The 17,793-nt window shown below is 58.0% G+C and carries 15 protein-coding genes and 1 tRNA gene; 5 read left to right on the forward strand and 11 right to left on the reverse strand.

What is annotated here, in order from left to right; translation table 11 throughout:
* Positions 1-256: 256 nt before the first annotated feature.
* A complete protein-coding gene (locus ACOZ4O_RS03960) occupies positions 257-589 on the forward strand; it encodes a GNAT family N-acetyltransferase (RefSeq protein ID WP_424524012.1) in 333 nt (110 codons plus the stop codon).
* A gap of 7 nt (positions 590-596) precedes the next feature.
* Here the strand turns inward: ACOZ4O_RS03960 and ACOZ4O_RS03965 are convergent, their stop codons facing one another.
* Positions 597-938 (reverse strand): hypothetical protein, encoded by a 342-nt coding sequence (locus tag ACOZ4O_RS03965; protein ID WP_424524013.1) that lies wholly within the window; start codon positions 936-938, stop codon positions 597-599.
* A gap of 117 nt (positions 939-1,055) precedes the next feature.
* On the opposite strand from ACOZ4O_RS03965, the gene ACOZ4O_RS03970 reads away from it, so the two are divergent.
* Entirely contained in the window at positions 1,056-1,217 is a 162-nt protein-coding gene (locus tag ACOZ4O_RS03970) for a hypothetical protein (RefSeq protein WP_424524014.1), read from the forward strand.
* A 998-nt stretch (positions 1,218-2,215) separates the two neighbouring features.
* On the opposite strand, the gene ACOZ4O_RS03975 is transcribed toward ACOZ4O_RS03970, so the two are convergent.
* From ACOZ4O_RS03975 to ACOZ4O_RS04005, 7 genes are all read right to left on the reverse strand, one after another.
* Positions 2,216-2,938: a M48 family metallopeptidase gene (locus ACOZ4O_RS03975; protein WP_424524015.1), complete on the reverse strand. Its 723-nt coding sequence runs from the start codon at positions 2,936-2,938 to the stop codon at positions 2,216-2,218.
* Complete coding sequence (locus ACOZ4O_RS03980) at positions 2,931-5,888, reverse strand: type I restriction endonuclease subunit R (RefSeq protein WP_424524016.1); 2,958 nt, start codon at positions 5,886-5,888, stop codon at positions 2,931-2,933. The genes ACOZ4O_RS03975 and ACOZ4O_RS03980 overlap by 8 nt, the downstream gene beginning before the upstream one ends.
* A complete protein-coding gene (locus tag ACOZ4O_RS03985) occupies positions 5,888-6,223 on the reverse strand; it encodes a hypothetical protein (protein ID WP_424524017.1) in 336 nt (111 codons plus the stop codon). Before ACOZ4O_RS03985 ends, ACOZ4O_RS03980 begins: the two co-directional genes overlap by 1 nt.
* Positions 6,216-7,487, reverse strand: a complete 1,272-nt coding sequence (locus tag ACOZ4O_RS03990) for a restriction endonuclease subunit S (protein ID WP_424524018.1) — start codon at positions 7,485-7,487, stop codon at positions 6,216-6,218. Before ACOZ4O_RS03990 ends, ACOZ4O_RS03985 begins: the two co-directional genes overlap by 8 nt.
* Positions 7,480-8,982 (reverse strand): type I restriction-modification system subunit M, encoded by a 1,503-nt coding sequence (locus ACOZ4O_RS03995; RefSeq protein WP_424524019.1) that lies wholly within the window; start codon positions 8,980-8,982, stop codon positions 7,480-7,482. Before ACOZ4O_RS03995 ends, ACOZ4O_RS03990 begins: the two co-directional genes overlap by 8 nt.
* 673 nt (positions 8,983-9,655) lie before the next feature.
* A complete protein-coding gene (locus ACOZ4O_RS04000; RefSeq protein ID WP_424524020.1) occupies positions 9,656-11,503 on the reverse strand; it encodes a hypothetical protein in 1,848 nt (615 codons plus the stop codon).
* A 95-nt stretch (positions 11,504-11,598) separates the two neighbouring features.
* Positions 11,599-12,048, reverse strand: coding sequence for a hypothetical protein (locus ACOZ4O_RS04005; RefSeq protein ID WP_424524021.1), 450 nt, complete (start codon positions 12,046-12,048; stop codon positions 11,599-11,601).
* A gap of 278 nt (positions 12,049-12,326) precedes the next feature.
* Between ACOZ4O_RS04005 and ACOZ4O_RS04010 the strand changes: the two genes are divergently transcribed.
* Positions 12,327-12,671, forward strand: coding sequence for a hypothetical protein (locus ACOZ4O_RS04010; protein WP_424524022.1), 345 nt, complete (start codon positions 12,327-12,329; stop codon positions 12,669-12,671).
* Positions 12,672-12,714: 43 nt separating this feature from the next.
* Here the strand turns inward: ACOZ4O_RS04010 and ACOZ4O_RS04015 are convergent, their stop codons facing one another.
* The gene (locus ACOZ4O_RS04015) at positions 12,715-13,818 is read right to left on the reverse strand and encodes a tyrosine-type recombinase/integrase (protein ID WP_424524023.1); all 1,104 of its coding nucleotides are present in this window, start codon (positions 13,816-13,818) and stop codon (positions 12,715-12,717) included.
* A 141-nt stretch (positions 13,819-13,959) separates the two neighbouring features.
* Between ACOZ4O_RS04015 and ACOZ4O_RS04020 the strand changes: the two genes are divergently transcribed.
* A tRNA-Ser gene (locus ACOZ4O_RS04020) sits at positions 13,960-14,041 on the forward strand.
* A 339-nt stretch (positions 14,042-14,380) separates the two neighbouring features.
* Here ACOZ4O_RS04020 and ACOZ4O_RS04025 read toward each other — a convergent pair.
* On the reverse strand, positions 14,381-15,010 hold the full coding sequence (locus ACOZ4O_RS04025; protein ID WP_424524024.1) for a uracil-DNA glycosylase: 630 nt from the start codon (positions 15,008-15,010) through the stop codon (positions 14,381-14,383).
* A gap of 104 nt (positions 15,011-15,114) precedes the next feature.
* Here ACOZ4O_RS04025 and ACOZ4O_RS04030 point away from each other — a divergent pair, with 104 nt between their 5' ends.
* Positions 15,115-16,554, forward strand: a complete 1,440-nt coding sequence (locus ACOZ4O_RS04030; RefSeq protein WP_424524025.1) for a hypothetical protein — start codon at positions 15,115-15,117, stop codon at positions 16,552-16,554.
* Here the strand turns inward: ACOZ4O_RS04030 and aroC are convergent, their stop codons facing one another.
* Positions 16,555-17,748, reverse strand: coding sequence for a chorismate synthase (aroC, locus tag ACOZ4O_RS04035; RefSeq protein ID WP_424524026.1), 1,194 nt, complete (start codon positions 17,746-17,748; stop codon positions 16,555-16,557). It lies immediately after the preceding gene.
* Positions 17,749-17,793 lie beyond the last annotated feature (45 nt).

Raw genomic sequence — 17,793 nt, forward strand, 5'->3', positions numbered from 1 at the left:
AAGGTCGTCCGGCGTCGGTCCGAACAAGCGTCCAAGTCGCCAGCCGAGATTGTTCCACGTCAGTTCTTCAAGCACTCCCTCGTACTCTTGCCCCTCAACCGCACGTGTCCATCCCTGCTTGAAATTTCGTCGTCGTCCCTCAGTCAAGTCTTTTCGCACGTCCGTCTCGTAGGTTAGGCCCTCTAAATCGAGCATAACGGGACAGGTATCTCGGAAGAAGAACCATAAGTGCTTGTCTCGGATCGTGACTTCAGAAATGACCTTAGCCGACGAGATCGAGGAAGTAGAACCGGAGGAGGTGAGACTTGAGGAGGATGGAATATTGGGATACAATATCTACGTGTGTGGCGAATACGCTAGTGCTATCGAAGGTGTCCCCGGCTCGTTAGAGCATCTTGTAGTGCAGATGCATTGGGAGGGGAAAGGAGTGGGTCGAACGGCACTTCGCAAGTACATTGAGCTGAGTCGTGCCGAGGGCTGTTCTGTCGTCACAACGAACAACGACATGCATCCCGCGATGACGCATATCCTCGAAACGGAGTGCTTTGAGGAGCAGACAGACGGTGGGTGGGAGAAGGAAATCCAGTAATCTCTCGTCAGTAGATCAGGTGCGATTCCAGTTCCGAGCGTATCGCTTCTTGAGTATCCTGTACGTCCTCCAGTCGGTGACTCACAGCATGGAGGTCGCTGTCGTCACCTTCAACCTCCTCCGCGATGCGCTCCAGTAGGTGCTGTTGTCGTTCAAGCGCGGAGCGAATCCCGGCCACGTCGTAGTCGGGTGAAAGTTGTTCGAGGGTGTCTGTCTTCTCCGCGATGAGGAGGTGAAGGAGGTCGTTCGCGTTCCCGACTGCGTCGTTGGCTTCGACTGCGGCCTCCAGCTTGTCGCTCTGCTCGCGGGATACCGCCACCTCGATGTGTTCTGGCTCGTAGGGTGTCACAGTCGCTTCGTGGTCAGGCTACCGTGAAAAGCATCGGGCAACAACCCATAGACCCGAGGACAGAACCCGAAGCCGTCAGTCCTTTACCCGTGGTTGGATTCGAATGAGTGATACCAGATGAGTTTGGACGACGAGATCGACACGTTGGCAGTACGGTTGGAGCGCGTGATCGCGGAAAACGAGAAAACGCTTGATGAGTTCGAGATCGTTGAGTACGAGGACCCCACGGAGACAGCTCCGGGCGTTAAGGAGGTTGACACCGAAGAACTGTTCAGCTAAGCAGGATCACCTTCGGAATCCTCCATTCGCCCACAATTAGCGCGTTCGGAACGCTGTGGTTTTTCGCCGTCCCAGCGACCCAATATCGGAGTGAAATCCCTGCAATTTCGCGGAGCGACTTACGTATCTGCACGCCCTACGGGGGTGAGGTGATGTTCTAACTGGTGTTTAGACAATTGTCGTATCCCCTCGGGCGCGTCTGGCGCGTTTCTCTGATTCTTGTGTGATGCGGTTTTTAGGCGGATTTCGGTGGGAGGATGATGCTCCCCCACTTGGAGGGTTGCGAAGCTCCTGTATGGCTCTGCTGTTGCGTCTGATGAGGTACGAGTAGGTGGGAAGTGACGAGGGGTTCGTGAGGGCTTGGGCGAGGGGGGCATACACAGTAGTAGTACTGTTGTGGTTCACCGTGTGGTTCACAGTTCAATGGGAAACTCATACGGTCTAATCTCGTGGATTAGTTCATAGAGGGTGTTAGAACGTCTAACGATACAGTAGAGTAGAATAGTGTCTACTGTTGTACTTACTACTACTACTGTATTACTGTGTATGGTGGGGGGTAGTACCCAGACTAACCCACCGTTGCCAGGGAGTGAGTAGTAGGGAGACAAGACGATTCGACAACTGTCTAAATTATATTGTCTCTTGGTTTCTGTGGAGAGGGCAGTCTCGTCTGCCGTACCCAGACTACTATCCCCGGTACTTACTCGGCCTATCGAGTTCCCCCTGAGAACCACTCATCCCGGCTTATTGTCGAAGGTCAGCGTCTTACCGGCAGGCGTTTTCACCAGGGAATGCCCGAACGTTCCCTACTTCTCGTCGGTCGATGGAGAGGGTAACAAGCGAACGAAGGATGTGAGCGAACGAGGTGAGTCGTGTTTTGTCCGACGGGGTCACGGGAACGACGAGGCGCGAGTAAGATAGCGTGTTCTACCGCATAGAGGCGTTGACGGCCGATATACGGCTTCTGGAAGTGTTTCACCGACCGCCGACAGGGTGGGTTAGAGGTCGTCCTCAGAGAAGATCAGTCGGGCGCTGTTGTCGGTGAGCCACTCGGAATGCGCTTCGTACTCGGGGTCATGCTCGGCTACGAGTGACCAGAACTCCGAGCTGTGGTTCGGCTCACGGAGATGGGCGAGTTCGTGAACGACGACGTAGTCAACAATCTCTCGTGGAGCCATCATCAGCCGCCAGTTCAATCCGAGCGTTCCATTCGAAGAACAACTCCCCCATTTGGTGCGCTGGTTCCGAACCTCAATCTGCTCGTACTCGACTCCCATCTGTTCAGCGAAGTAGTCAGCTCGTCGCTCGAATCGTTGCCGGGCATTTCGTCGGTACAGCGTTTCCAAAGCCCGCTCTATGGAGGTTTCCTCGACGTGGTGTCTCGCAAGCCGTAGCGTACCGTCCACAACGCTTGATGAAGGCCGCTGTTCGACGACAACCTCGTGTTCCCTACCAAGGTACGGGAATGACTCGCCCTCCACGAACCGCCGTTCAGGGACTTGTTCACGGAACTTCTCGAACCCGCTCGTCTTTTCCACTACCCACGCCGCATTGTCACGGAGAAGCTCGTCCGGAGTGACTGATGGAGACTCAGGAAGAACGACGGTGACACCGTGAATATCCACGTCGATGCGGGGGTTCGAAGCGTCCGAACTGTGGCGTACCTCGTACTCGATGGCGTTCCCCAGCAGGTCGATCTGGTGGCGTTGGGCTTTAGCCATGGTTCTGGATGAGGTAGTTCCGGAGCGCGTCCACGAACTCGTCGTCCTGAATCAGGTGGCCGAGGTCGTACTGCTTGACCATCACGTCCAGCAAGATGCGTTCGATCTCCGAGATGGTCTGCTGGTTCGTCTTCCAGCCGGGATAGTCGCGATCAACGCGGTCGTGGAACTGTGAGACAACCTCCTCAGCGATTTCTTCCGCTTGGTCCTCGGACTCGACAGCGTCGGATGTCTCCTCCGTGAGGTGCGTGTAGATGGCGAACTCGGCATCGTCCATGCCTTCTTCCTCGGCATCTTCTTCGACGCTCACCACGGCGTCCTCAACCGACTTCAGGGCCTCCACAGCATCCGGGTCGCTGATCTGGTCGTTCTGCCAGCGTTCGACTATATCGGTTACGCGCTCGCTCAACCGTTTATACCGTGGATTCTGGTTCTCTCGGGGATGGAGATGTTGCCGAGTGGCGTGCGCGATCTGCGACGCCTTCACGCCAGGATTGTCGAGATCTTCAACGTCTTCGAGGTACTCCTCCCCGAGCTTGTAGGTGGGGAAGTCCTTCTTGATTTCCGTAATCTCGACGTTGTCGCTGATAATCTCGCGCGTCTTCTCCCGCATGTCCTCCTCGGGGTCGTCCTCTCCTGACGTGGCGCGCTTGAAGGCGACGTGAATCCGACTCAGCCACTTGTAGTCCTCCTCAACGCCCTCCGTCACCAGGCGACCATCCGGCGCGACGGCCTCGTAGAGATTCTGAAGGCGACGGAACCCCTGCTTGAACTCGCGACGTTCAGGATGCGTACTGACGCGATTGACGGCCTCGTAGGTCGCCTCTTGCGTGTCGGTCTTGTCGATGCCGTCGAAAATCTCCATCACGGACTCGACTTGCTCAACGAGATCGTCGAACAGCTCGTCCTTGTCGCGGGCGGCGTAGGCTTTCGTCTCCGCATCGTAGTCCAACGCTTCGTCGATATTCTCGAACACGCCCTGGAAGTCCACGATTTCCCCGTTCTCCTTGCCTGATGCGGGCCGGTTCGTCCGGGCGATAGCCTGCATGAGGTTGTGGTTCTTCAGGTTCCGGTCGAGATACATCGTCTTCAGGATAGGCGCGTCGAAGCCCGTCAAGAGCATGTTGTGGACGACGAGCAGTTCGGGGTCGCCGTCCTCCTTGAACGCCTTGACGATGCTGTCACGCTCCTCTGAGTCGGTGTGGAACTGCTCGATCAGGTCGGGGTCGTCCTTCGTTGCCGTGTAGAGGACTTCGACAGCATCCTCCCCACGTCGCTCAATGAGTCGTTCCCCGTACATCGCCGCCGACCGCCGACTCGGCGTGACGACCATCCCCTTCCACCCGTTCGGTTCGACGTGTTCCGTGTAGTGGTGGTCGATCTCATTGACAGCGCGATCGACACGCGGCTCGATTTCTGCAAGCGTCGTCGCGTTCACGTTATCACGGATGAACTCGCGCTTCTCGTCCGTGGTCATCCCCTGGAAGCGTTCTTCGAACTCCTCGTCCAACCCTGCCTCGTCAATCTCCCACTCCATCTCGTGCCGGAGCGTGAAGTACACGGGCAGAATCAGTCCATCCTCGATTCCTTGCTTCACGGAGTAGCGATGCAGGTAGTCCTCACCGTCGGGAGAGAACTCGCGGAACGTGTTCTTGTCTTTCTCGCGTTCTCCCTCTCGAACGGGTGTTCCGGTGAAGCCGAAGTGATAGCAGTTGGGTAAGGCCGCATCGAGGCGGCTTCCCAAGTCGGCCTCCATGAAGCGGTGTGCTTCGTCGGACATGACGACGACTTCGTCGTTGCCCTGTACGTCGGGGTCAACGTCCTCGAACTTCTGGATAGTCGTGAGTACGAGTTCGCTCTGCCCGCGCTCAATGAGTTCTTGCAGGTGGTTGATGCTCTCCGCTTCCGTCCATCGTTCCAGAGAGAGGTTCGCCAGTTGGTCGCGCATCTGGCTGTTCAGCTTGTCCGTATCGACAATGATGAACACCTGCGGGTTCTTCGCCACGTCGGAACGCTTCAGCAGGTTCTCGGCGGCGTACAGCATCGTGAAGGACTTCCCCGACCCTTGAGTGTGCCAGATAAGTCCGCGCTTGTGTTCGCCTCTCTGAACGCGGTCGAGGATGCGATTCACCGCGTAGTACTGCATGTAGCGTGGGACGATCTTCGCATCGCCACCCGCCCGCCGTTCGTAGAAGACGAAGTGTTTCACCAGATCGAGAAGCGTCTGCGGGTTGCAGAGCGCCCGTACGGCCTGCCGCATCTCGTTGTCGTCCTCGTACTTCGCGGGGGCGTCGTTCCACGGCTCGTAGAACTCCTTCGGCGCGCCAACAGCGCCGTATCGCAGTTCCATCGTGTCGGCGGCTACGTTGAATAGTCCGGGGACGAACAGTCGGGGAACGTCCTCCTCGTAGTCTTTGAGGTCGCTGACGGCGTCGTGCCAGTCGTTATCCTGCGCGACGCTTTTCAGTTCCATCGTCACGAGCGGAATCCCGTTGACGAACAGAGATACGTCCGGGCGGATGGTCGTCTCGCGGGAAACGGAGAACTGATTCACCGCGTGGAAGCGATTCTTCTCGGGGTTCTCGTAGTCTATCAGGTCAACGTAGACCGTCTCGGTCGTGCCGTCGTCGTGCTGGACGGTGAAGCTCTTGCCCTTGGTGAGCAGTTGGTGGAATGCCCGGTTGCCGTCCATGAGGTTCTCCGCATCAAGGTCGCGCTTCAACGAGGAGACGAACTTCTCCACGTTCTCCTCGGTCACGTCCTCGTTCAACGCGACGACCTGCTCCGCGAGGAGGTTCCAGTAAACGACCTCGCGGTTGCTCCGTTCGTAGGCCTCGTCGAGAACGTTCGCACCACGATCGCCGTCTTGTCCATGGGTTTCCCATCCGACGCCGTCGAGCCACGAGAGAAGCGAGCGTTCGACTCCGCTTTCAGAAGGGAGTGCTGACATTATCGACCCGCCATTGCAGTTTCATACTTCATTGTCCACAAGAACAGACCTGCCGCAATGTAGACAAGGCAAGTAAACACTGCCTTGACCGGTCGATCCATTGCCACTGCAGTTAACGGCATTATCGCGTTGATATACTCTATGAGAAGAACAGGAATGGCGGAAGTTAGCGCAGACTCCGAACCGGACAGAAGCGCAGGGAGAACACCGATATAGGCAAGAAAAACGTTGAGAGCGAACGCGACGGTAGATCCAGTAGCATACATCCGTTTCCACTGGCTCGGCCCCGCAAAGAGGTTCCCGAGCGCGTAACTCAGTCCCTGGTCACTAACCATACTGTGCGATTTCGTCGGGAACCTCTATGTTAGTGTCGGTCGTTCGGACTGTCCCCGAGAGGAGATCTTGCATTAGACCGCGTTTGAGGCGTTCAAGACTGCTTAAGTACTTATTTTCATTTCTGATTAAGTGCGTAATTGTGTCAACACGGTCGGCGATGTTCTCCTGTTCTTCTATAGGAGGAACGGGAATACGAACTTGCTTTAATTCCTCTAAATAGACACCCGCTTGTGCGGTTGCTCGTGAGCGAGTATCGAGCTGTCTTTTAAAATTAGGGGATTGGACAACGGTGTGAAGAAATCTCGGAAGAACAGACTCGTTAGTACGGAGTAGACCAAGGCTCCGCTGAATTGCAAATGGTTCCTTTCGAGCGACGATAGCACTCTTACCGATTGTCGCTCCCACTACAGCAACAAGTACATCTTGTTCATCGGGTTTGTTACTATCAGACATTTCTTCATAGTCCCCCTTGGAAATATAACTCAACTCACCAGAGAAATCCAAGCGGATGCCATCAATCTCATCAACACCGATTAATGGAATACCGGTCTTAGTCCGCTCAGGAGGCATATGTGTGCCGTCGGTAATTAGCTGGCATACTTCTTCCAGTGTTTTTTCCTCCCACGAGTCAGGTATTCTACCCCACTCTGTCGGACGTGTATAGCTATTCGTTTCAAGAACCAGCGACTCTTGAGCAACAGCATCTCTGAGTCTCTCCTTTTGCTCAATAAGCTTCTCTGTCTTCTCAATCGCTTGGTCAACAGTATAGAGAACGGTGGCGATCTTGCGCTGTTCCGAGAGTGGTGGCAAGGGGACAGTTACATTGCCAATTGTAGATTGATTCAAAAGGGGTTGCGCTGTTTTCGTCGCGAGAGAACTCAGATCCTTATTCGAGAGGTAATAATACAGAAAGTCCGTGTTACACTTATCATTCACACTCGCCTGAATCGCATTATCTGACACCCATACCGGCTCGTGGACGCGCTCAACCTCCCCAACTGCACCAACACGACCGAATATTAACCCCTGTTCAAAATTTGATTCGGAATGAGAACCGATAGGGCCATTCGAGCCATATACAAGAAAATCCCTCTCACCAATATCGGCGTGATTCGTTGCTTTCCCGTTGCGGAGTTCACATAGCGCATCCACATTTGTGGTTCTCCAGTGATGGGGGATTCTGCCTGCCGCAGTTTCAACAAATTCGCCGCTGTCTGTTGATTCAGAATCTGCGAACTCATCGAGTGTCACGTCCTCACTCATACTTTAATGCCTCCATCTGCTCATTCATCGTTCGCTCTATCTCGTCGCGTTCAGACTGTAACTCGCGTAACTTCGCTAATTCTTCCTGCACGTCAATGTCCTCCTCGGGTTCGGTCGTATCGACGTACAGCGCGATATTCAGGTTGTAGTCGTTCTCTCGAATCTCATTGAGCGACACCGTTCGACTCACGCGCTCCTCAGTCGTCCATCCCTGGAAGTTCTCGATGATGTGATTGAGGCCATCCACGGTGAGTTCGTTCTGGTTCGAGAGTTCCTCGTAGAACGCTTCGTCAGCGGCGTGGATGAACTGGACTTTACCCTCGCGCTCGGCGGGCTTGTCCGTGTTCAACACGAGGACCGCAGAGGGAATCGAGTTGTTCTGGAACAGGTTCTCGGGAAGCCCGACGATAGCCTCCACCATATCGTTCTCCAGCATCGGCTTCCGATACCGCGCTTCGTGCTTGCGGAACAGCACGCCGTGCGGGATGACGATAGCGGCCTTCCCGCCAGAACCGTCCGGGTCGGGACGCTTGAGCTGTTTCGCCATGTGCATGATGAAGGCGTAGTCGCCGCGGTCGGCACGCGGGAGTTTCTCGTGCCAGTCGAACCGCCCATATGGGTCGTCTTGAAGGTCGTCCTTCGCCCAATCAGCCGAGAATGGGAAGTTAGCGAGAACGCGGTCGAAGCGCGTGAGTTCGTTCTCCTCGTCGTTCGTGAACGCGGGGTTGGAGAGGGAATCCTCGCGCTCTATCTCGCCATCAAGGCCGTGGATGGAGAGGTTCATCTTGGCGATTGCCGCGACGTTGGGGTACAGTTCCTGTCCAGTGAACGTCAGCTTCGAGGGGTCGCCGCCTTGTTCCTCGCGGTAGTACCGCGCGGCCTCAATGAGCATTCCACCTGAACCAGCTGTGGGATCGTGAAACGTCATCCCGTCCTCAAAATCATCGACGAGTCGGACACAGAGATTGACAATATTTGGGGGCGTGAAGAATTGGCCACCATCTTTCCCTTCTTCGCTTGCAAAGTGGCGCACCAAGTCCATATACGCCTCACCGAGCATGTCTGGAGGGACGCTGTCCCGGTCAAGGTCGTAGGTATCGAGATGTTCAACCAGTCGTCCGAGTCGGTCATCATCGAGGGCGTCGGCGTCAATGTAGTCGGCGCGGAAGACGCCCTGTAGTTCGGGGTTCTCCTCAACGAGCGCGTCGAACGCTTCGTTCAGGGCTTGGTCAACGTTGTCGCTGACTGCGCGGAGGTCGTCCCATAGATAGCCTTCAGGGACGATGGGAATGTCGTAGAGGTTCTCGCGGCGGGCGAACTCCTCGCCGTATTCTTCTTCGTTTTCGGCGTACTGTTTCTCGAACTCGTCGGAGATTGACTTGTAGTAGACGAGTGGGAGAATGTATTCCTTGTAGTCGGTTGGGTCAACGGCGTCGCGGATTATATCGGCGCATTTGAATAGGTGAGATTCGAGGTCGCCAAGCGAGATGGGCATACCCTGTGGGTATCTCTCTGTTGGTATATCCTCTGCGGTGAAGTCCGATGATTGGACGCAAAAAATCTCCGCTGGTATCCAGAGAAGGATACCAACGGGAGGGAGAACAGCGTGATTCAACGCATAGAGCCTTTTCACAAATCAAGCACAGAATAGGAAAATTAGAAAGTGTATAATCAGAGTGTAAAGGCCGAATATTCGGCAGGAACGTTTAGGGTAAAGTGTTCAAAAACAGGGTTCAAACGCATAGATCAGACGGAGAAAAGTCAAAGACGGAACGAAAGCCGTCAAGCGAATCGGTGGGAGTTGACTTGGACTGAATTGAACTGTAATTTGTTCTCACTCCCGCTCTATGCGTCTAATCACTCCGGAACAGCGGAGAGTTGCGACACTACTTACTGCATATGGTGTATATCTATTGTGTATATGCATCAACCCTCCTCCGTCGCCGCACTCCCTTCACGCATATTAATGGTAAAGGGTTAATATACCCCCTCAGAGATAGGGCAAGAAGCGGTATATCACGCAATCCAGGCAAAGAGTTTATATAGACCTTTTCACAGAATACCGGCGTTTGAGGGCGTCTCCACCGCATCCGCGTTTGCGAGTGTGCGGCCCGGTTTTTCCGAAGTCGAACGTATAGGGTAGTGTACGTCAGAGTTCGAAAACCGGCCTACTCTATGCGTCCGAACGCAGAGAAGTCCTCCAACCGAACGTTCGACCAATGGTACGCGTTCCCGCGTCCACCGCGCCGATGCGTAATGTATTCCTCCTCGTCTAACTCCTTCATCAGCTCACCAACCTGCCGCTTGCCGACAGACACTCGCTCCGCGATCTCACCGTTCGTCCACTCACCATCCGGCCACTTCTCCGAGCTACGTAGCGCTTCCACGACCTCCTGCATCCCGTCCGACCACGTCGCCACAGCCACCCGCTCATCGGCCTCAACCCATCGCGGAAGGCGAGACGTATGAACGTACACTCTCGCTCCATGCTCGCCATCACTCTCGGTTCGACCGAATCGCATCACCGCTTGAAGCACTTCATACTCAACAACGTCCCGAAAGAGTGCGTTCCCAGGTGGCGTGAATCTGAGACTATCCCCCTTCAGGACTCGTCCATCTTCGTCGGTTTCCCGTTCAACAGACTTGCCGTCCAAAGCACCCCACCGTTGAACTGCTTCACCCTCCGGCGGATGTGGACTCCCGATCACCACCCCAAGCCGAGTTTTCTCGAACTCATTGCTCCCCTTCAAATTGCCGTAGTGTTCCGCGACCTCTATGTGTTCGTCCACGTCGGTTGATTCGTACTGCGCTTTCGCTTGTTTCGACGTAATCACCGACGGCTTGCTTCCCTCTCGTTCATGGACGTTCTCCAAGAGTGCGCCGTCCGAGCTGACGTTGACGCTGTTCCCACTCTGGTAGGGCTTCGTCCCGGCATCAGTCTGGATGAGTTCAAGGCCGAGAACTTCCCGAAGGTATTCTCGCCGCTCTCGATCAGACTTCAACACCGGCTCGTGGGATACCCAGGTATTACCAAGCACGAGACGCCACTTCGATAGCGTCGGCGTCCCATCAAGGCCAACAACACTTTCAGCCGCATAGAGTGGCGGTGGGATGAGTACCGTCCACTCGTCCTCGGGACTCCGAACAGCCTTCCGCCCCGACCCGAGCGTTGCATACTCCCATTCGTTGTCCAGTAGCTCGAACTCAAGCGCCGCATGAGTAAGGAGCGGAGCGTGCGCGTGAAATCCTGGCTTCCGCTGTAACTGAACTCGGGTGTCGCGGTGAAAATAGAACCCGAGGTCGTCTTTCCACTCACGGACAGCGTCCTCATATTCGTCGTTGTGGCGTCGTCGAATCAGATCTCTCCAGTTTTCGAAGGGGAGCGTCTCCTCAGCGTTGAGGTAGTTTCTGATCGCTCTTGTCGCTTCGTTGTGTGCCGGCGTGAAGAAGTACGCATCGCCGGGAAACTCGTCGAAGGCGACGTAGCGATCTTCGAGATAGTCGCGATTGTAGGCCTGAAGGTAGTGACCGATCAGTACGTCATAGTTCTCGGGGTCGAAATCTCGGCTTTCCATGTACGGACAGCGTCCATCGTGCTGGCAGGGTAGTCGCTCCTCGAAGTAGCGTTCGGCGTTCTGATGAAGTTGTGCGCCGGAGATACCCGACCCATAGACTTCGCGTACTGTTCGCTCTATGGAGTTGTCCGCTGGCGGAGACTCCCGTTCGTGATCAATCGTCGCGCACTCTCGATGGAAGGCCGGAAGGGTGCGGTAGGTGAGGTCACGATCAGCACACCACTCCTCGTACTGGCCGTAGAGTTCGCTTCGAGCGGTGAATACAGTTAGCAGACGGCCTGTATCGTCAGCCCAGTTGACAACGCCGTAGCTTTTCCCCATTGCAGGAAGCGCCTCTATGAGTGTGTTCGCGTCCTGCTCGAACGCTTCGTGGAACGTTGCATCGAGGCGATCTCGGACAGTATCGAGAGTTAACTTAGAAGTAGTCGTAGACAGGCTCACGTAGAGTTCATCATATCTGTCACGCCGACAATTAAAACGGTGTTGAATCGCCAGACAGGACGGCGTCAGCCCGATCTAAGTAGAGGCGGATTGATTTACGCCAGCTTCTGTTTTGCCGCCTTCAGAGCGGCGGTGATTTCGTCAGGGAAATACCAGTTGATGGTGATTGAATGCGCCCACTCCTCGTGGTCGTAGCGGTCAATCTGGAATCCGTAATCGCCAACGCCGGAGAGAGCATACGTTACTTCATCACCGACTGGCGAGATCGGCTCTAACCAATCCCCCTCTATGGAGGAATCCTCCGTAGCGTTTTCATACAGGGTTGTCGCCTTCTTGAAACTGCTAATTAGGCCGTCAAGATGCCGTGGTTCGATATAGAACCGTTCCGTTCCAAATGGGGTGTCTTCCTCGAACGTGCCTGAACGATCTATCTCGAAGTAGAGACTCTCGTCATAGACGAGGTCTATGGGGTCGAATGCTTCTTCTTCAGGAACCACCGGGATGCGAAAGCCGTTCGCGCTATTGGGGTCGTTTTTGCTACTCATCGTTCAGAGAGCCTCCAGAGTGACTGATTCGCTCATACACACAATACGAGCTACCCGCATATAATACTTATCAAATTTCTAACTAAAGACTTAGAATCGTTAAGATAACTCTTTAAGCATTAACCCAAGCCGGAGAAAGCCTCGCCCGAAAAAGTGAACCGCTCAACAGTATCATCGAGAGACAGCGGTGGCGTATTCGGACCCCCTTAACATATTTAACTCCCTATATATAACTTCGTGAACAAGAGTTATGTCATACATGTGTATCTTGTTAGTTGATGGCAGGCCCATCGCCAATGACGGTCACGGTTGACCGAATCAGCAACAGCGGAAACGCCATCGCGCAGGAACAACAGCGCGGGAAGAACATCCACGTTCCTGCCAGCACCAAGGTCGGAGACACTTTGGAGGTGCAACTCACCGACAAAGGTGGCTACTTTGAGGCACAACTCGTTGACCGTGCCAACGAAATCCAGCCACGACAGCCCGGCCTCTCTCCGGATACGAGTGACCTCGCAAAGGGACGACGGACGAAACGGCACTCGTTCTCAGTCAGTCGGTCAATCACGGGAGAGACGACTGACAACGAACTCCGGAATCACGTCGCAACCCGGAAAATGTGACGTAACATACGAAACGACCCCATAGTATATTTTCCCGGTAGTTTCAGCCCATCCTGTCAAGAGCGTCACGTCGATCTTCAACCGGAGCCTGATCGTACTTCATCGTCGTCTTCGCCCGCTTATGCCGGAGCTGTGACTGCGCGGCGGCAAGACCCTCCTCACGAGACATGTACGTCCCCGTGGAGTGACGAATCGCGTACCACGAAATATCCCGGTCAATGCCGGCAATCTCGCAAACGCTATCAAGCATGTACCGGAGTGACGACGCCCCATACGGATTCCCGTGCCGAGTGAGCCACAATCGGTCGGTGTCGTCGTACTTCTCGTACATCTCGCGTTCCTCAAGCCACCGAGCGAGATACTCAGCAGTCTCCCGACGAAGACTTACCGTCCAGTTCTCCTCGTTCTTCGACGAATCCTCCTCAGGAATACGGAGGGCGGCGTTGTCCACGTCCACCCAGTACGTGCGAGCGCGCCCGACCTCTATGGGTCGAAGCCCGGCATCGAGAGACGCGTGGACGATACTCGGGTACTTGAACCCGTTCGCACGCTTCCAATCGTCCGGCGAGACTTCATCCACCGGCTTCCCGAACCGGCGTCCGAGAAACAGCTTCCACTCCGCACGTTCCTCCGGTTCAAGCGACGCGTACGCGGGAACAGTCCCATACTCCAGTACGGCCTCACGGAGCGATTTCCGTTCCTCCATGGAGAGATAATCCTTCGGCTGAGACACGCCAGACGACGAGCGAATCGAGAGATCGCACTCCCACTCGTCACAGTCGTCGCGGAAGCGGAAGTACGCTTTCAGCGCCAGCTTGACGTTATGCAAGTGGGAGGACGAATACTCGTCGTCGGCCAAGACGAGTTCCCGGAGGTACTCATCGGCGTCGTCGTGATCAAGGTCAGTTGTGTAGCCGGGTCGATGCTCCCACGCCCATCGGTAGAACTTGTCGAGGATGCTCGCGTAGTTTTTCGCGGTGTGGTGTGCGTAGCCGTCGAGCTTCTCAGGGTCCTTCCCCATCCGTGCGAGCCATTTGACGAGTGTTTCGCGGTGGCCGTTGTACGCGATTTGTTGGCGGTCGTTAAGGTAGGCCTGGGTTGGGCCGGGAATAAGAACGATGCCTTCAACTTTTTCGGGCTTAGACATAGGTACACCCCGTGATACGCTGGGTTTCGATGGTTGCAGGCCGGTTCAATCGAGGAGCGATGGTCTGAATCGTCGTCATTGGTTTCGTGTCGTGAAGGCGCGAAATCCCGGTACGGCGTCGGGGTGTTGCGGAACCATCTGGGTGAGGTGGCAGAGCGGCCTATTGCGCCGGTCTTGAAAACCGGTGGCGCAAGCCTCCTGGGTTCGAATCCCAGCCTCACCGCGTTTTCCCGACTTCGATTCGCGCAGTCTCGGCTGCGCGAATCCGGAGGAAACCGAGAACGCTGGATTCGAGCCAGTCAGGCGAACGTAGTGAGTCTGACGCTGTTCGAATCCCAGCCTCACCGCTGGACGTTTTTACCGCGCTCGCTGGCAAAAACCTCCATCAGTCGCGAGACGCGTTGCGTCTCGCTATGCAGCCAGAACGCGGTGCGTTCTGGCGATAAAAAGCCGTCGCGCCTCCAGTCGCGGCGCTTCGCGCCGCGGTAGTCGGCGCTCGGCCCGCGCGGCGAAGCCGCGCGGTGAGTTCCGGAAACCGCGACCGCACAGTTTGGTCGAGCGATTATCGGCCGCGTCGGCCCTTTGTTTGGCGGTAGTCGGTCTGCATGAGGTCGAGGAAGGACGTGATGAACTGTTCTTTGTCGTGGTCGGTCATCCTGCCGGGGTGTTTCATGGGAACGAGTTCGAAGCCGCGGCCGCGGACGCTGGTGGCGTGGTGGTCGTCGACGCTGAGTTCGCCGGCTGGTGTGGTGGTGTATTCGCGCGCGATTTCGTCGAGGGCGCGTTCGCCGACGGGAACGATGATTTCGGGGTTTATCATGCGGATGTCGGCGGTGAGGTATGGTTCGCAGGCGCGGAGTTCGTCGTCGGTCGGGGCGTGGTCGGGGTGGCGACAGCGCGCGAGATAGCAGAGGTAGGCGTTGTCGAGTTCGGGGCTGGTGCTGGTGGGGAGGCTGTTGTTGAGGCCGAGGTTTCCGAGGATGTCCTGGAAGCGCTCGCCGGCCTCGTCGCCGACGAAGGGGACGCCGGCTGTTTCGGCGGCCTCGCTGGGGGTGTGCCCGACGAAGACGAAGTCGGCGCTCGCGTCGCCGTAGCCGTGCACGACGCGGGCACGTTCGTCGGCGCGCGCGCAGTTCGTGCAGTTCTCGTCCATCCCGTACGGGTTCTGCTGGGTTTCCTGCCGGGCGTCCATCACGGGAAGCGTGGGCGGCGAGCGGGTTAGGTGCATCGCCCCAGACTGAAACGCGGGCTTGAGTCTGCCGAAGACGCTTATCCTTGGTCGATAATGGACGTGGTATGAAGCGACGTGCCCTCCTGTCGTCGCTCGCCGCGGGAAGTGTGGTCGCGCTCGCGGGCTGTAACGCGAGCTCGGACGCGGCGGACGGAACGACGACACCGGACGAGTCGACGGGAACGACGTATCGGACGACGAGCGGCGAGCCGACGCCGCCGGAAACGGGTCTCGGGGACGCGACGACGGCGGTGTTCGAGACGCGGGACCGAACGATGAGCCTGCTCAACGGACGGCGACGACTCCCGAGCGGACTCATGGTGCGGGCGTGGCTGTCCGCAACCGCGACCCCCGAACATCCGGCGCGGGTGACGGCGACGCTTACGAACGAGAGCGAGTACGACACCGCGCTTCGCCTGCACGATGTTCCGCCGTTCGGCCCGACGCCGCACGGGTTCCCCAACCGGGACTACGACGACCCGCTCTATCTCGTTCCGACGGACGACCACGAGTTCGCGGGAACGACGGGCGCGGTCGCTCGCACGGACAGCGGCTGGTATCTCGACGGGCGACCGGACCGCTGGCAGCCAACGTCGGTCGAACTCGCCGCCGGTGAGACGCTCGTCGGCGAGTACGCGGTCGTCCCGCGCGAACCGGGACCGATTCCGACCGGCCGCTACGCGTTCGGGCACGCGGACGACCCGCTGACGCTCTCCGTCTGGCAGTCCAGTCGTCCCGGGCCGACGGAGCGCTCGACGTTCGCTGGCGCGTCCCCGCCCTCGTTCGAGGACCAAACGCCAGCGTGGTATCACGACGCCACGCCGGAGGCACCCGTGTTCCTCCAACCGAGCGCGGAACAGGTCGACGCGCCCGCCGAGGTGTCGTTCACGCTCCACAACTACCTGACCGAACCGCTGACCGGGAATTTCTACGACTGGACGCTGTACAAGCAGGTCGGCGGCGAGTGGTACCGCATCGCGCCGTGGGGGATTCCCGTTCCGCTGACGCCGCTCCCGCCCGGCGACACGCACACGTGGACGCTCCACGCGTTCGACGGCCCGAGCGTCGACTGCGAGGACGCCATCGCGCTCGGTCACCTCGGCGGCGGCCGGTACGCGTTCCACGTGAACATGTCGAGCGAGAGCGGTCCGACGCACGCCGCGCTCTTCGACTTTGACGCGCCCCAGGTTTCGGTGACGCCGACCGATGACGTGTCGGTCGAGCGCGAGTACCGGCTCGTCCGGGCGAGCACGCCCGACGACGGCGGCGACCGCGCCACGCTCGTCGTACAGCGAACCGACGAGGCGGACGCCCGCCTCCTCCCCGAGCAAGTGATGCGGCCGCGGAACCGCGGCCTCAGGAACACCCTCCCGTTCTTCGAGGACGGGATTCAAAAGGTCCGACTCGAAACGACGGACGGCGTCGTCGACGACGCCGTCCGCGGAGACACCGGCGAGCGCGTGTTCCGGTTCGGCGGGGACGCGTTCGCCGCGTGGCGCGCGTGACTACTCGTTGCGCGGACTGCTCGGGTGGTAGTCCGTGTCGTACTCGCCCGGCCGGCCGTCGAGCCGGTCAGGGTTGATTCGGCCCGCGAGCAGCATGAAGTCCACGAGCGTGAGCGAGAGCATCGACTCCACGACCGGCACGCCGCGCGGCGGAAGGACGGGGTCGTGGCGGCCGATGACCTGCTCCGTCTTCTCCTCGCCCGTCTCCCAGTCCACGGTCTGCTGGGGTTTCGGAATCGACGTGGGCGCGTGCAGCGTCAGTTCGCCGTACACCGGCTCTCCCGTCGTGATACCGCCCTGAATGCCGCCGTGGTCGTTCTCCGCGGGCACGGGGTCTCCTCGCGGCTCGTCGCCGCTCGCGGTATTCGAGGCGCTGTGCGCCTCGTTCTCGAACTCCCACTCGTCGTTGCGCTCGGATCCGGTGTACTCGCGGGCGTCCCGGCCGAGGCCGAACTCGAACGCCGTCGCCGCGGGCACGGCCATCAGCGCCTGTCCGAGCCGTGCGCTCACCGAGTCGAACCGGGGCGCGCCCAGTCCGCGCGGCACGCCCTGCATCTCGAAGTAGATTGAGCCGCCGATGGAGTCGCCCGCCTCCTGGTACTCCTCGATGCGCTCCTGCATCCGCTCGGCGGTCTCGGGGTGCGCACACCGCACGTCGTTCTCCTCGGTGTGTTCGAGCATCTCCTCGAAGGACACCTCGGGCGCCTCGATGTCCCCGATCTGGTTCACGTGCGCCTTCACCTGGACGCCCTCGGATTCGAGGATTTTGTCCGCAATCGCGCCCGCGGCCACCCAGTTCACGGTCTCGCGCGCGGACGACCGACCGCCGCCGCCCCAGTTCCGCGTCCCGAACTTCGCGGAGTACGTGAAGTCGCCGTGGCTCGGCCGGGGCGCGGTGATGAACGGCTCGTACTTCCCCGAGCGCGCGTCCTTGTTCTCGATGGTCATCCCGATCGGCGTCCCCGTCGTGTAGCCGTCCTGGAGGCCGGATTGAATCGACACCTCGTCCGGCTCCCCGCGCGAGGTTGTTATCATCGATTGCCCGGGCTTACGGCGGTCGAGTTCGCGCTGCACGTCCTCCTCGGAGAGTTCGAGACCCGCGGGACAGCCGGAGACTGTGACGCCCATTCCGGGGCCGTGGCTCTCCCCGTACGTCGTCACCTGGAACAGCCGCCCGAACCGATTTCCGTTCATACCATCCTCTCTATCGCGGGCGCATTTAGGGTTTGTACTCCACGC

Source organism: Salarchaeum japonicum (assembly GCF_049705945.1).
Taxonomy (GTDB): Archaea; Halobacteriota; Halobacteria; order Halobacteriales; family Halobacteriaceae; genus Salarchaeum; species Salarchaeum japonicum_A.